This is a genomic window from Amycolatopsis xylanica, assembly GCF_900107045.1.
Taxonomy (GTDB): Bacteria; Actinomycetota; Actinomycetes; order Mycobacteriales; family Pseudonocardiaceae; genus Amycolatopsis; species Amycolatopsis xylanica.
In genome coordinates this window covers 340,240-355,792 of the sequence record NZ_FNON01000003.1, presented here as the reverse complement: position 1 = coordinate 355,792, position 15,553 = coordinate 340,240, and the positions used below count along the sequence as shown (strand labels likewise).

At 69.4% G+C, this 15,553-nt stretch carries 5 protein-coding genes; all 5 read left to right on the top strand.

The features are described 5' to 3' along the window. Positions 1 to 201 precede the first annotated feature (201 nt). The 5 genes from gntD to BLV57_RS15305 are packed head-to-tail and all read left to right on the top strand — an operon-like array spanning position 202 to position 15,550. Positions 202 to 1,209 carry a guanitoxin biosynthesis L-enduracididine beta-hydroxylase GntD gene (gene gntD, locus BLV57_RS15325; RefSeq protein ID WP_091289414.1) on the top strand — a complete coding sequence of 336 codons (1,008 nt, stop codon included), beginning with the start codon at positions 202 to 204 and terminating at the stop codon, positions 1,207 to 1,209. After that, positions 1,206 to 2,048, top strand: coding sequence for a dimethylarginine dimethylaminohydrolase family protein (locus tag BLV57_RS15320; protein ID WP_091289413.1), 843 nt, complete (start codon positions 1,206 to 1,208; stop codon positions 2,046 to 2,048). The genes gntD and BLV57_RS15320 overlap by 4 nt, the downstream gene beginning before the upstream one ends. Position 2,049: 1 nt before the next feature. Further along, positions 2,050 to 2,244 carry an MbtH family protein gene (locus BLV57_RS15315; protein WP_091289412.1) on the top strand — a complete coding sequence of 65 codons (195 nt, stop codon included), beginning with the start codon at positions 2,050 to 2,052 and terminating at the stop codon, positions 2,242 to 2,244. Further along, a complete protein-coding gene (locus tag BLV57_RS15310) occupies positions 2,241 to 7,073 on the top strand; it encodes a non-ribosomal peptide synthetase (RefSeq protein ID WP_091289411.1) in 4,833 nt (1,610 codons plus the stop codon). The genes BLV57_RS15315 and BLV57_RS15310 overlap by 4 nt, the downstream gene beginning before the upstream one ends. A gap of 5 nt (positions 7,074 to 7,078) precedes the next feature. Further along, entirely contained in the window at positions 7,079 to 15,550 is an 8,472-nt protein-coding gene (locus BLV57_RS15305) for a non-ribosomal peptide synthetase (RefSeq protein WP_091289410.1), read from the top strand. The last annotated feature ends 3 nt before the right edge of the window (positions 15,551 to 15,553 follow it).

The following is a 15,553-nucleotide window of genomic DNA, read 5'->3' as shown; positions in this document are numbered from 1 at the left end:
GCCCTGCACAGACGGACGACACGCGTGCACAGACGGACGACACGCGTGCATGGACGGACGACACGAGGGCGGGCTCGCGAGACCGGGGCCTCCGCCGCTGGGAGGAGACGGGGCTGGAAAACCGTCGCCGGGCCGATTGGCGACGAGCGGGCCTGGGGCGAGTCTTGGCGTATCGATCGGACATGGAGGAAACGGATTGCCATGGGAGTCAAGAAATTTCCCGCCGATGTCGGCGTGTATGAACTGAGCGAGGACGAGCGGGTCGCGGTCGACGGGCTGGTCGATGAGGTGCGGGCCGCCTATCCGTCCGCGGATGATCCCGAATTCCTGTTCCGTGCCGCCACTTTGGCCGCGAACCTGCCCTCCGGTCTTGTCGGGTTCCTGCGGGAGTTCCAGCTGTGTGAACGGAACGCCGGCGTTGTCGTCAGGGGGTTCCGGGTCGATGACGAGGGGATCGGGCCGACGCCGTCGCACTGGTCCTCCCAGGAAAACCCCGAGAGCACCGTGCGCGAGGAGACGTTCTTCGTGCTGTGCGCGTCGCTGCTGGGTGAGCCGTTCGGGTGGTCGACGTTGCAGGCGGGTCGGCTGATCCACGATGTGCTGCCGGTCAAGGGCGAGGAGTTCGCGCAGAGCGGGCATGGCAGCACGGTGAACCTGGAGTGGCACACCGAGGACGGCTTCCACCCCTACCGTTGTGACTACCTGTGCCTGATGGCCATGCGCAATCACACCAAGGTGCCGACCACCTTCGCGAGCGCCGCCGCCATCACGCTGCCCAGGGAGGTCGCGGACGTGCTGTTCGAGCCGCGGTTCCTGATCCGGCCCGATGACGAGCACCTGCGCGTCAAAAGCATGAACAGCGTCAGCGACATCGCGGAGCACACCAAGCCGTCGCCGGTGCTGTTCGGGGACCGGGACAAGCCGTACTTCCGGATCGACCCGTACTACATGGACGCCGTCGAGGGGGACTCCGACGCCAGCCGGGCGCTCAAGACCGTGATCGTCGCGCTGGACGAGGTGCTCGACGACCTGATCCTCGAGTCCGGCGAGATCGGGTTCATCGACAACTACCGGGCCGTGCACGGCCGCCGCCCGTTCGTGGCCAGCCACGACGGCACCGACCGCTGGCTCAAGAAGGTGCTGGTCACCCGGGACCTGCGCAAGTCGCGGCAGATCCGCAGCAGCTCGCAGTCGCGGGTGCTCGCGTGATCCCGCAGTCGGTCCAAAGGCCGTTCCTGCTCCGCGACCCCGAGCACTTCAAGGTCGCCTTCGAGATCAACCCCTGGATGTCCACAAAGGACCAGCCGGACCCGGACAAGACCCGGCAGGAGTGGAACGATCTCGCGCTGAACCTGATGAAGGCGGGTGGGACCGTCCACAGTGCACCGTCCGACCCGGACTGGCCGGACATGGTCTTCCCGACCGACACCGCGATCGTCAGCGGCGGCAAGTTCCTCATCTCGCGCTTCAGCACCAAGGACCGGCACGGCGAGGCCCGGCTCGGCGCGGACTGGCTGTCCCGCAACGGCTGGACCGAGATCCCCAGCACCGACTGGCCTGAGGGCGCGTACCTCGAAGGCGGTGACGTGCTCGCGTTCGGCGACAAGCTGCTCGGCGGTTACGGCGTCCGCACCACGCGAGAAGCACATCAAGGCCTCGCAAAGGCTTTCGGCCGCGAGGTCGTGCCGGTCAAGCTGGTCGACCCGCGCTTCTACCACCTGGACATGTCGGTCTGCCCGCTCGACGACCGCCGCGCGATCGTCTCGCCGGACGCCTGGGACGAGGCCAGCCGCAAGCGCCTGCACGACCTCATCGAGGAACCGCTGGTGGTCAGCGTCGAGGAGGCGATGACGTTCTGCGTCAACTCCGTGGTCATCGGCAAGACCATCGTGATGTCCGACTGCCCGGCCCGGGTCGGCAGGCAGCTCGAAGCGTGGGGTTTCGAGCTGCTGATCTCCCCGGTCGGCGAGTTCATCAAGGCGGGCGGCGGGATCCGGTGCATGACCCTCGACCTGGACCTCTGTGGCGAAACAACTAAGGAGCTTTGAAATGTCTTACCGCGTCGTGCTCAACCACGAAGAGCAGTACTCGATCTGGCCCGCCGCCCGCGACCTCCCCGCAGGCTGGCGCGGCGAGGGGACCGAGGGCAGCAAAGAGGAGTGCCTCGCGCACATCGAGACCGTCTGGACCGACATGCGGCCGCTGAGCCTGCGCAAGCGGATGGACCAGGGTGTGAAGCCATGACCGTGGCGGACCTGTTCGAAGAGCAGGTGGCGAGAACGCCGCACGCCACCGCGGTGACCGACCAGCGGCACAGCCTCACCTACGCCGAGCTCGACACGCGCGCCAACCGGCTCGCGAACGAGCTCACCCTGGCCACCGAGCAGACGGTCGCGATCTGCCTGCCCCGGTCGGCGGACCTGGTGATCGCCATGCTGGCGGTACTCAAGGCAGGCGGCACGTTCGTGCTCATCGACCCCCGCTACCCGGCCGAGCGCCGCGCAGCAATGGCCGCGAACACGAGCATCACCCTCACCACCGCCGAATCCGACGGGTCCGCCACCCCGCCCGCCCGCGACCTCAGCGGCGACAACGCGGCCTACGTCGTCTACACCTCCGGCTCGACCGGCACGCCCAAAGGCGTCGTGAACACCCACCGCGGGCTGGCGAACCGGCTGCTCGCGGCGGTGCACGGGCACAACCTCGGCCCCGGCGACCGGCTGCTGCAGGCCACCAGGGTCGGCTTCGACCCGGCGGTCTTCCAGCTCCTGGTGATGCTGGTCGCCGGCGGTACCGTGGTGATCGCGCCGGACGGCACCGAGCAGGACCCGGCCGCGCTGGTCCGCCTGCTCGTCGACGAGCGCATCACCGCGCTCGAGCTGGTCCCGTCGATGCTGCGGGTCCTGCTCGACGAGCCGGGCAGCGCCGACGTCAAACGCTTGCGCTGGCTGACTTCCGCGGGCGAGGCACTGCACGCCGACGTCTGCGACCGCGCCTACGAGGTCTTCCAGACCGAGGTGTGGAACGTCTACGGCCCGGCCGAATGCGCGATCGGCGCCACCGAGCACCAGTACGTCCGAGGCACCTCGGGCGCGGTGCCGCTCGGCGCGCCGCTGGAGAACGTCAAGCTCGCCGTGCTCGAAGACGGTGAGCCCGTGAAACCCGGTGGCACCGGCGAGATCCACCTCGGCGGACCGGGTCTCGCGCGCGGCTACCTCGGCGCGCCCGCGCTGACCGCGGAGAAGTTCATCCCGGCCGAGAACGGCGAACGCTGGTACCGCACCGGCGACCTCGCGCGGGTACTTCCCCAAGGCGGCCTCGAGTTCGTCGGCCGCGTCGACAACCAGGTCAAGATCAGCGGCGTCCGCGTGGAGCCGGAAGAGATCGAGGCCGTGCTCGCCGGGCACCCGGACGTCCGCGCCGCGGCCGTCATCCCGGTCGCCGACGGCGGCGGCAACGTCCGCCTGGTGGCCAGCGTCGTCGGTACCCCCGACGCCGACACGCTGCGCAAATACCTGCGTGCCCGGCTGCCCGAGTCGTACCTGCCGTCGGTGTTCCAGCACCTCGACGAGCTGCCGCTCACCAGCAACGGCAAGGTCGACCGGGCCGCGCTGGCGCTCACCAACGACGTCCGCCGCCCGCCGCACCGCGCGCCGCGCACGCCGTTCGAGCACCTGGTGGTGCAGGCCTGGTCCGAGGTGCTCGGCATCGAGCGCATCGGCCTCGACGACGACTTCTTCCAGCTCGGCGGTTACTCGCTGCTGCTCATCCGGGTCGCGGCGAAGCTGCGCGCGCTGTCCGGGCGGAGGCTGCCGGTGCGCCAGCTGTTCACCGCGTCGACCCCGGCCGCGCAGGCGAAGCTCATCGGTGACGACGGCACCGCCATCAAGCCGGTCGCGCGCACCGGTGACCTGCCGCTTTCCTTTTCCCAGCAGCAACTCTGGATCCTCGACCAGCTCAACCCGTCGAGCCCCGAGTACACGATGCCGATCGCGATCCGGCTGGACGCGAGCGCGAACCGCCGCAAGGTCAACGCGGTTCTGAGCGACCTGGCCGCGCGGCACGAGATCCTGCGCACGCGGTACCCGGTGATCGACGGCCGCCCGGTCCAGCAGATCGACGACGAGCAGGACATCGACCTCACGCTGGTCAAGACCCGTCCGCACGAGCAGGCCGCGGCCGTCGCGGCCCATTTCGCGCGCGGCTTCGACCTCACGCGCGGCCCGGTCTGGCGCGCGCTGCTCGCCGAGGGCGACGGCCAGGGCCCGCTGCTGGTCATCACCGTGCACCACATCGCGTGCGACGGTTGGTCGGTGGTCACCCTGCGCCGCGAGTTCGACGAGCTGTGGGCAGCGCACACCGAGGGCCGCGAGCCGAACCTGCCGCCGATGACCGTCCAGTACGCGGATTTCGCCGCCTGGCAACGGGAACGCGAAGCCAGCGGTGCGCTCGACGACCAGCTCGACTACTGGCGCGCGCACCTGGCCGACCTGCCCAGACTCGACCTGCCGACCGACCGCCCGCACCCGCCGGTGCGCGACCCGCGCGGCGCCGCGTTCAGCTTCAGCGTGCCAGCGCATGTCACCCGTGCCGTGCTCAACCTGGGCAAACAGCGTGGCGCGACGCCGTACATGACCCTGCTCGCGGCTTACGTCGCGCTGCTTTCCCGGTACAGCGGCCAGACCGACATCCCCGTCGGCACGCCGGTCGCCGGGCGGCTGCGTGACGAGGTCGCCGGGATCGTCGGCTGCTTCCTCAACACGGTCGTGCTGCGCTGTGACACCACCGGCGACCCGACCTTCCTCGACCTGGTCGACCGGGTCCGCGACACCGCGCGTGATGCGCAGGCCGCGCAGGAGGTCCCGTTCGACAAGCTGGTCGGCGAGCTGCTGCCGGACCGCGATCTGTCGCGGAACCCGTTGGCACAGGTGCTGTTCGACCTGCACGACTCGGGCGTCACGGCCGCGTCCGAGGACCCGTCCGAGGTCTGGATGCTGCTCGACGCGTGGCGCGGCTCGAAGGCCGAGCTGAACCTGACCGTCGAGATCCTGCCCAGCGGGCAATGCTCCGCGGTGCTGGAGTACTCGACCGCGCTCTTCGACCCGGTCACCGTGCACCGGTTCGCCGAGCACTACGTCAAGCTGCTCTCCAGCATCGCTGCCGAGGCCGGCGGCAGGATCTCGGACCTGGAGATCCTGCCGCCGCGCGAGCGGTCGACCGTGCTCACCGCGTGGAACGACCGCACAGCCACCCGGCCGCCGGTCGCGATCCCGGACCTGTTCGCCGCGCAGGCGGCCAGGACACCGAACGCGGTCGCGCTCGTCGCGGGCAGCCAGTCCTTGACCTACGCGGAGCTGGACGAGCAGGCCAACAAGCTCGCCGCCGGACTGGTCGCGCTCGGCGCCGGACCGGAGACCGTGGTCGGCGTCTGCCTCGACCGCAGCATCGACCTGGTCGTCTCGTTCCTGGGCATTTGGAAGGCCGGGGCGGCGTACGTCCCGCTGGACCCGGCATTCCCGGCCGACCGGCTGTCCTATGTGGTCGGTGACGCCGGTGCGAAGTACGTGCTCACGCACGAAAGGCACGCGGACGCGCTGGCCACCGCCGACGCGACGCCGCTGTACCTCGACGACCCCGCCACCCGGCGGAGCCTCGAAGCCAGGCCACCGCTGCCGTGGGGCCGCACCGACCTGGACACGCTGGCGTACGTCATGTACACCTCCGGCTCCACCGGCCGCCCCAAGGGCGTGCTGGTCGACCACCGCGGGCTGCAGAACTATCTGATGTGGACGGTCGAGGGCTACGCGGGCACCGGGACCGGCGGCACGCCGCTGTTCTCGTCGACCGCGTACGACATGGTCGTCCCCGACCTCTACACCGCGCTGGTGATGGGCCAGCCGGTGCACCTGCTGCCGCCGGACTTCGAGCCGACCCAGCTGGGCAGGTTGCTCACCGAGGCAGGGCCGTTCACCTTCATCAAGCTCACGCCGGGGCACCTGGACCTGTTGTGCGACCAGCTTTCCCCGGACGAGGCCGCCAACATCGCGAGCATGCTCGCGGTCGGCGCGGACTCGTTCCCGGCCGCCGTGCTCGACCGGTGGCTGGACCTGGCCGGTCCGCACGGGCCGCGCATGCTGAACGAGTACGGCCCGACCGAGATCTCGGTGGCCAACTCGACGTACCCGATCACCGGCGCCGAGCGCGGCGAGGTCGTCCCCATCGGGCGGCCGATCCCGAACACCACGATGTACGTGCTCGACGAGCACGGCAACCCGGCTCCGCTGGGTGTGCCGGGTGAGCTGTACGTCGGCGGCGCCGGCGTCGCGCGCGGCTACCTCAACAAGCCCGGTCTCACCGCCCGGTGCTTCGTGCCGGACCCGTTCTCGATCACCCCTGGCGCGCGGCTCTACCGCACCGGCGACCGGGCGCGGCTGCGGGCGGACGGGCACGTCGAGTTCCTCGGCCGCAACGACGACCAGATCAAGCTGCGGGGTTATCGGATCGAACCGGCGGAGATCGTCGCCGCGCTGACCGCGCGACCCGAGATCCGTGACGCGCTCGTGCTCGCGGAGGGCACCGGTGCCACCAAGCGCCTGGTGGCCTACGTGGCGTCCGACGCGGACGTGGACCTGGACGCGCTGCGCGACCACTGCGTGCGGGTGCTGCCGAGCCATCAGGTGCCGGCGTCCTTCGTGGTGATCGAGCGGATCCCGTTGAACGCCAACGGAAAGGTCGACCGGGCCGCGCTGCCGAAGCCGCCGGAAGCCGGGACCGTCCACACCGGACCGCGTGACGAGCTCGAAGAGCACCTGGCCGGTGTCTGGACCGAGCTGCTCGAACTGGAGTCCGAAGTGGACGTCAAGCGGAACTTCTTCCACCTCGGCGGCAACTCGATCCTCGCGGCGAAACTGGTGTCCAGGATCGAATCCGGGTTCGCGCTGTCGATCCCGCTGCGCGCGGTGTTCGAGCATCCGACGATCGCCGAAATAGCCGCGCTGATCGAGCAGAAGATCCGCGACGAGATCGCGCAACTCTCCGACGCCGAGCTGCAAGCTCTCACAGAAGAAGGCTGACACCCATGACTATCGAGATGGACGCGTTCCGGCAGAAGCTGTTGCAGCGTCGGCTTGCCGGGGCCCGCCGTGAGGCGCCGAAGACCAAGATTCCCCGTGCCGACCGGGCCAAGGACCTGCCGCTTTCGTTCGGGCAGCGCCGGCTGTGGTTCCTCGACCGCGTCGAGCAGAACGCCACCGACAACCTGGTGCCGACCGTGCTGCGGCTGCGTGGCCCGCTCGACCCCGGCACGCTGCACCGCGCGTGGCAGCAGGTGGTGCGGCGGCACGAGATCCTGCGCACGGGCTACCGGCTCGACGGGACCGAGCCGGTGCAGGTGATCGGGGAGGGCGGCGCGGCGTTCGCGTACACCGACCTGTCCGAGCGCCCGCAGGACGCGGACGAGCTGGTCGAGCGCCTCGCGGCGACACCGGTCGCGCTCGACTCGCCGGCGCGCTTCCATCTCATCGCGTTGTCGGCCGACGAACACCTGCTGGTCACCGTCTTCCACCACATCGCCTACGACGGCTGGTCGGAATCGGTGTTCTGGAAGGAACTCGCCGCTTTTTACGAGGAGGCAGCGACCGGCGAGAAGGCTTCGCTGCCCGAGCTGCCGATCCAGTACGCGGACTACGCGGCCTGGCAGCGTGCGCGGTTCGACAGCGGCGAGGCCGCGGCTTCGGTCGAGTACTGGACCAAGCGGCTCGCCGGGATCGTGCCGCTGGAGCTGCCGGCGGACCGGCCGCGCCCGGCCATCCGCACCTCGGACGGCGGCGCGGTGCGGTTCACCCTGCCCGCCGGGCTGGCCGACTCCGTGCGCTTGCTCGCGGCTGAGTACGAGACCACGCCGTTCGTGGTGCTGCTGACCGCGTTCCAGGTGCTGCTCGGCCGGTACACCGGTCGTGACGACATCGCGGTCGGCGTGCCGGTCGGCGGCCGCGCGCTGCCCGAGGTGCAGAACCTGATCGGGTTCTTCGTCAACACGCTCGTGCTCCGTGCACAGTGGACGAACGACCAGTCTTTCGCCGCACTGCTGGGCGAGAACCGGCTGGCCGTGCTCGACGGTTTCGACCACCAGGACGTGCCGTTCGAGGAACTGGTCAACAAACTGGACTCCGGACGTGACCTGTCTCGTACCCCCTTGGTACAGGTCATGTTCGGTTACCAGAACACCGAGTCCGGCGGGTTCGAGCTGCCGGGCATCACCGCCGAAGCGGTTGAAACCGCTTGGGATACCGCGAAGTTCGACCTCAACCTGCAGGTGACCGACGCGCCCGACGGCGCGATGAACGCGGTGCTGGAGTACTCCAGCGTCTTGTTCGACGCGTCCACTGTGGAGCGGACCGCCGCGCACTTCGAGCGCTTGCTGAGCAGTGTCACCACCGACCCGAAGATCTCGGTCGCGGCGGCGGAGTACATCACCGACGACGAGCTGCACCGGCTCATCGTGGCCGCGAACGACACCGCCAAGCCCATGACCTGGCCCGCGGTGCACGAGGTGATCGCCGACCGCGCCCGGAAGGATCCCGAAGCGGTCGCGATCATCTCCGGCTCGTCGAAGATGACCTTCGGTGAACTCGACGCCAACACCAACCGCCTCGCCCGCCACCTGCAGTCGCTGGGCATCGGGCCGGAATCCGTCGTCGGCGTGAAGCTGGAGCGGAGCCCGGAGCTGGTGACCGCGCTGCTCGCCGTGCTCAAGACCGGTGGCGCGTATGTGCCGCTCGACCCGTCGCACCCGGCGGACCGGCTCGCGTACATCCTCGGCGACGCGGGCGCGGACATCGTGATCACCCGCGAATTCCTCGCGGACGTCCCGTATTACGACTCGTCCGATCTCGGCGTGCGGGTCGACCCGGACAACCTCGCGTACATCATCTACACCTCGGGCACGACCGGTAAGCCCAAGGGTGTGCTGATCAACCACAGAGGACTGTCCAACTATCTCTTGTGGACGATCGACACCTACGCCACGGCCGAGGGCGGCACCGCGTTGTTCTCCTCGGTCGCGTTCGACCTGGTGGTGCCTAACCTCTACACGAGCCTGATGCTCGGCCGTCCGGTCAACCTCCTGCCCGCCGACTTCGACCTGGCCGACCTGGGTTCGCTGCTGCTCGCCGCGGGACCGTTGAGCTTCGTCAAGATGGCGCCCGGGCACTTGGAACTGCTGACCTCGCAGCTCGACGCCGACCAGCGCGCGTCCTTGGCCGGCATGGTCATCGCGGCGGGTGACGCGTTCACGAACACGCTGGCCAACCGCTGGAGCGGCGCGCGGGTCGCGTCCGAGTACGGGCCGACCGAGATCACCATCGGCAACTCGTGCCACGAGGTCGACGGCCCGGTCGAGGCCGACCTCGTCTCGCTCGGCCTGCCCATCCCGAACACCACCGCGTACGTGCTCGACGAGAACATGAGCCCGGTGCCGCAGGGCGTGATCGGTGAGGTGTACGTCGGCGGTGTCGGTGTCGCGCGCGGCTACCGAAACCGGCCCGGCCTGACCGCCGAAAAGTTCGTGCCGGACCCATTCTCTGAGAACAGCAGGCTTTATCGCACAGGCGACCTCGCGCGGGTGCTGCCCGGCGGTGACTTCGACTTCGTCGGGCGGCGGGACACCCAGGTCAAGATCCGGGGCTACCGCATCGAACGCGGTGAGGTCGAGAACGCCATCGCCGAGCACCCGGCCGTGCGGACCGCGGTCGTCGACGCCCGGACGGACGGACCCGGTGGCGCCGAGCTGGTCGCGTATGTGCTCGCGGACGGTCCGGTCGGCGATCTCGCGGCGTTCCTGTCGGCACGGTTGCCGGAGTACATGATCCCGGTCGCCTTCGTGGAGCTGGATCAGATTCCGGTCACCAGCAACGGAAAGGTCGACTACCGGGCGCTGCCCGCGCCGGGCCGCCAGTCGCGGACCACGACCGAGTTCGTCGCGCCCAAGCCGGGCGTCGAGTCCGATGTGGCCGATATCTGGGGCAAAGTCCTTGGCGCGTCGGTGATCGGGGTGCATGACAGCTTCTTCGAGCTGGGCGGCGACTCGATCCGCGCGGTCGCGCTCGTCGGCGCGCTGCGTGAGGCCGGGTTCGACGTCTCGGTGCGCGATGTGTTCGAGCACCGCACGGTCGCCCGCTTCGTGGCCGTGCTCGGTGAGCGCAGTGCCGACCGGCTCGACGCGCCGCCGGTCAAGCCGTTCGAGCTGCTCGCCCCGGCCGACCTGGAGCGGCTGCCCGCGGATGTGGTCGACGCGTACCCGCTGTCGCGGGTGCAGGTCGGCATGCTGTTCGAGATGCAGTCGTCCGAAGTGGACGGCAACTACCACAACGTCACCTCGTTCCGGATCCGTGACCCCAAGCCGTTTTCCGCCGAGTTGTTCCAGGCGGCGGTGGACCTGGTGGTCGCGCGGCACGAGATCCTGCGCGTCTCGATGGACCTGACCGGCTACTCCGAGCCGATCCAGATCGTGCACCCGAGCGCCTCGATCAAGGTGGACTCGCTCGACTTCTCGTACCTGTCCGAGGCGGACCAGGAAACCGCGCTGCGCGAGATGATGGCTGCCGAGCGCAACCACATGTTCGACCTGGCCAAGCCGCCGCTCATCCGCTTCTTCACCAGGGCGTATCAGGGCGGCTGGTGGCTCACCTTCACCGAGTTCCACCCGATCCTCGAGGGCTGGAGCTTCAACACGATGATCATGGAGGTGCTGGACCGCTACGCGGGGCTCCGCGACGGTGTCCCGTACGAGCCGCCCGCGCTGCCGTCGATCCGCTACGCCGACTTCGTCCGGCTGGAGCGGTCCGCGCTGGAGTCCACCGAGGACCGCGAGTACTGGCGCTCGATGGTCACGAACCACCCGAAGTTCACGCTGCCGACCGCGTGGGGCGGGTCCGAAAAGGACACGATCCAGCAGACCTACGTGTGGTTCACGGATCTGCAGGACGGCCTTAAGGCACTGGCCAAGCGCGCGGACGTGCCGCTCAAGAGCGTCATGCACGCCGCGCACCTCAAGGTGATGAGCATGCTGACCGGCGAGGAGGCGTTCTCGTCCGGCCTGATCTGCGACACCCGGCCCGAGATCGCCGGCGCGGACAAGGTGTTCGGCCTGTTCATCAACACCGTTCCGTTCCCATTCAAGCGTGGCGCCCGCACCTGGATGGAGCTGGTCCGGCAGGTCTTCGACACCGAGATCGGGATGTGGCCGCACCGGCGCTTCCCGCTCGGCGAGATGCAGCGTGAGTACGCGGGTGGCAAGCGGCTCGCGGACGTCTACTTCAACTACCTCGACTTCCACGTGCTCGACACCGACCTGGTCGACGTCGAGACCAGCATCGACGACAGCCCCAACGAGTTCCCGTTGTCGGTCACCACGCACCCCGGGCTGCTCGCGCTGATCAGCCGCCCGCAGGACGTGACCACCGCCAACCGCGAGCGGCTCGGCAAGATGTACCGCGCGGTGCTGGAGTCGATGGCCGCCGACCCGTTCGGCGACGCGCTCGCCACCTACCTGCCCGAGGGCGAGCAGGAGTTCGTGCTCTCCACGAACAACCAGACCGCCATGCCGATGCCCGCGACCACGTTGCCCGACCTGTTCGAACAGCAGGTGGCGGCGACGCCCGAGGCCACGGCCGTCATCGACATCGACGGTTCCCGGCTGTCCTACGCCGAGCTCGACGCGCGGGCCAACCAGCTCGCCCATGTGCTCGTGGACCACGGTGTCGGGCCGGAGACGTTCACCGGGGTGTGCCTGACCGGCGGGTTGGACAAGCTGGTCGCGCTGCTCGCGGTGGTCAAGACCGGTGGCGCGTATGTGCCGCTCGACCCCGCGCATCCGGCCGACCGGCGGCGGTTCGTGCTCGAGGACACCCAGGCCGGGGTGCTCATCACCGAGGAGAACCTCTGCGAGGACTTCGGTGGGCTGACCGTGCGCGTCGACTACGACGCCGAGCGCATCGCGGAGGCTCCGCGCGGGCCGGTCGCTCGCGCTTTGGACCCGTCGAACCTGGTGTACGCGCTGTTCACGAGCGGTTCGACCGGGCGGCCGAAGGGCGTGCTGGTCACGCACGAGGGCCTGACCAACTACCTGCTCTGGGCCAAGGGCGGCTACGGGCTCGAAGGCGCGGACGGCGCGGTCATGCTCGGCTCGATCGCGTTCGACCTGTCGGTGCCGAACTTCTTCCTCCCGCTGATCGGCGGCAAGAGCGTCACCCTGCTGCCGGAGGACCGCAGCATGGAGACGCTCGCGGACCGGCTGTGCGCGCCGGGCGACTTCAGCCTGCTGAAGATCACGCCGGGGCACCTGGACGTGCTGCGGTCGCTGATCGGGGCCGATGGCGCGGTCTCGTCGGTGCGGACCTTCGTGGTCGGCGCGGACGAGGTCAAGCCGGAGACGGTCGCGGCCTGGCGCCGGATCGCGCCGGGCGCGCGGATCATCAACGAGTACGGGCCGACCGAGACGGTCGTCGGCTGCTCCGTCCACTGTGTACCGGAGGACTTCGACCAGTCGGTGCCGGTGCCGATCGGCGTGCCGATCGCCAACATGCAGATGTACGTGCTGGACGCGCAAATGCAGCCGGTTCCGGTCGGCGTGGTCGGCGAGCTGTACATCGGCGGGGCCGGTGTGGCCCGCGGGTACCTGGACCGGCCCGGCCTGACCGCCGAGAAGTTCGTGCCGGACCCGTTCAACGGGGAACCGGGCGCCCGGTTCTACCGCACCGGTGACCTGGCCAGGGTCCGGCCGGACGGCGAGCTGGACTTCCTCGGCCGCATCGACAACCAGGTCAAGATCCGGGGCTACCGGATCGAGCTGGGCGAGATCGAGGCCGTGCTGCTCACCCACCCGGACGTCACCGAGGCCGTGGTCGTGGCCCGCGAGGACACCCCCGGCGACAAGCGGCTGGTCGCGTACGTGGTCGGCACCGCCGCCGGCCTGCGCGAACACTTGGCCGAGACGTTGCCCGAGTACATGGTGCCCGCGGTGATCGTCGAGCTGGACGAGATGCCGCTGACGGCGGCGGGCAAGGTCGACCGTGACCGGCTGCCGGAGCCCGAGGTGCTGCGGCCGGAGCTGGCCACGGAGTTCGTCGCGCCGGGCACGGCGACCGAGCGGGCGCTGGCCGCGATCTGGTCGGACGTGCTCGGGGTCGGCAGGGTCGGCCTGCACGACGACTTCCACCAGCTCGGCGGCGACTCGATCCTGACCATCCAGATCGTGGCCCGCGCCAAGAAGGCCGGGCTGGCGCTGACGCCGCGTCTGGCAGTGCGGCACAACACGATCGCGGCACTCGCCGCGGCCGTCGACGGCGCCAAGCCGGTGCGCAAGGTGGTCGCCGAGGTGCGCACCGACGACATCCCGCTGACCCCGATCCAGAAGTGGTGGGTCAACGGCGCCGGGCACCTCGACCTGGACCACTACAACCAGTGGGATCTGTTCACCATCAAGGGTTTGCGCCCGGTCGTGCTGGAGCGGGCCTTGCTCGCGGTCGTCGACCACCATGACGCGCTGCGGTTGCGCGTGTCGCTTGTGGACGGTGTGTGGCGGCAGTATGTCGCGTCCCGGGAAGACTCGGTGCTGGTCCGGGAAGGTTCGCTGGAGGATGCTCGCGCGCTGCACGAGAGCATGAGCCTGGCGAACGGTCCGCTGCTGCGGGCGCTGGTGGTCGGCGAGCAGGTGCTGCTGGCCGTGCATCACTGGTCGGTCGACACGGTGTCGTGGCCGATCATTCGCTCGGACGTCGAGACGGCCTATGAGCAGCTCGCGGCCGGTCAGCCGGTCTCACTGCCGGAGACGACCTCGTTCGCGCAGTGGGCCCACCGACTGTCCACAGCGGACTTCTCGGCCGAGAAGTCCTACTGGGAAGGGATCTCGCCGAGTCAGGTATTCCCGGTCGACCACGAGTCGTCCGCGAACACCGTCGCCGACACGAGCATGGTCACCGTGTCGCTCGACAAGGCGGCCACGGAATCCTTGCTGCGCAAGGTTCCCGCCGTCTACGGCACGCGGATCAACGAGGTGCTCCTCGCCGCGCTCGGCATGGCGCTGACCCGGTGGACCGGCGGCGACCGGCTGCTGGTCGACCTCGAAGGCCACGGCCGTGAGGACCTGCCCGGCGCCGAAGTCGACTTGTCGAGGACGGTCGGCTGGTTCACCACCTGGCACCCGGTCAGCGTCGACCTGCCCGCGTCGCGCCGCCCCGACGAGATCATGGGCGCCGCCAAGGAATGGACGCGGTCGACGCCGAACAACGGTATCGGCTACGGACTGCTCGGGCACGGCGAATCGGGCGCGCAGATCATCTTCAACTACCACGGGCAGCTCAGCGGTTCCGACGAGGCAGGCGAGCTGGACGACCTGACCATCGGGCGGAGCGGGCGGTGCGCCCGGTCGCACCCGCTGGAGATCAGTGCGGCCGTCCAGGACGGGAAGCTGCAGGTCAGCTGGCTGTACTCGCATCGGATGCACGAGGAGTCGACGGTGCGCAAGCTCGCCGAGGACTACCTCGCCGACCTCGGCACGCTGATCTCGCACTGCGCGAGCAAGAAGTCGGGGCTCGACAAGGATTTGCTCGAGTGTGACGTGCCGGGTGTCAGCATCGCGGTGTTCTCCGAGGGCTCGATCGAGGCCTGGCAGGCAGGCGACGGCCTGACCGCGACGACGGCGTTCCAATGCGGCTCGGTGAGCAAGCACGTCGCCACCGTGGTCGCGCTGGCCGCGGGGCTGGACCTCGACGCGCCGGTCTCGCTGAAGGAATGGCAGCTTCTCGACGAAGACGGCCAGCCCGCGTCCGCGACGTTGCGGCAGCTGCTGACGCACACCGCGGGGCTCACCCCGGCTTGGTATGACGGGTATGACAGCTCCGGTCCGTGGCCGTCGCTTGTGGACGTCCTTAATGGACAAGGCAACACTCCGGCCGTTCGGGTCGACTCGAGTCAGGTCGGCGTGTTCCGGTACTCCGGCAGCCACTTCTCGGTGGTGCAGCAGGTGCTCACCGAGCTGACCGGGGAGACGTTCGCGGAGCTGGCCCAGCGATTGGTGTTCGAGCCGCTCGGGATGCGGCACAGCAGTTTCGACACGGCGCATCCGTTCGTGGCCGAGGTGACCGGCGACTGGCGGGTCATCCCGGAGGCCGCGGCGGCCGGGCTGTGGACGACGCCGAGCGACCTCGCCCGGCTCGCGATGGGACTGCCCGCGCTGCTCGGTCCCGCGCTCCTCAAGGAAATGCTGACCGATCAGGTCGGCTTCGGCTACGGCCTCGGCACGGTGCTCGACGAGAGCGGCCCGCTGTTCGGGCATGTCGGTGACAACCGTGGCTTCCGCTCGATGTCCATTTCGGACCTGTCCTCCGGCACCGGCCTGGTCGTGATGACCAATGGCGACAACGGCGCCGAAGTGATCGACCGGGTGGCCGTTTCGGTCGCCCGCAGCCACCCCGAGCTGCGCTGGGTGGCCGGGGCCGGGCACTGGATGCGGGCGATCATCGGCGGCTCGCTTACTACGGAAAAGATGTGAGAG

Excerpts from the sequence above, each read along its gene's own strand:
- BLV57_RS15305 (WP_091289410.1), top strand. The coding sequence starts at position 7,079 with ATGACTATCGAGATGGACGCGTTCCGGCAGAAGCTGTTGCAGCGTCGG.
- gntD (WP_091289414.1), top strand. The coding sequence starts at position 202 with ATGGGAGTCAAGAAATTTCCCGCCGATGTCGGCGTGTATGAACTGAGC.
- BLV57_RS15310 (WP_091289411.1), top strand. The coding sequence starts at position 2,241 with ATGACCGTGGCGGACCTGTTCGAAGAGCAGGTGGCGAGAACGCCGCAC.
- BLV57_RS15315 (WP_091289412.1), top strand. The coding sequence starts at position 2,050 with ATGTCTTACCGCGTCGTGCTCAACCACGAAGAGCAGTACTCGATCTGG.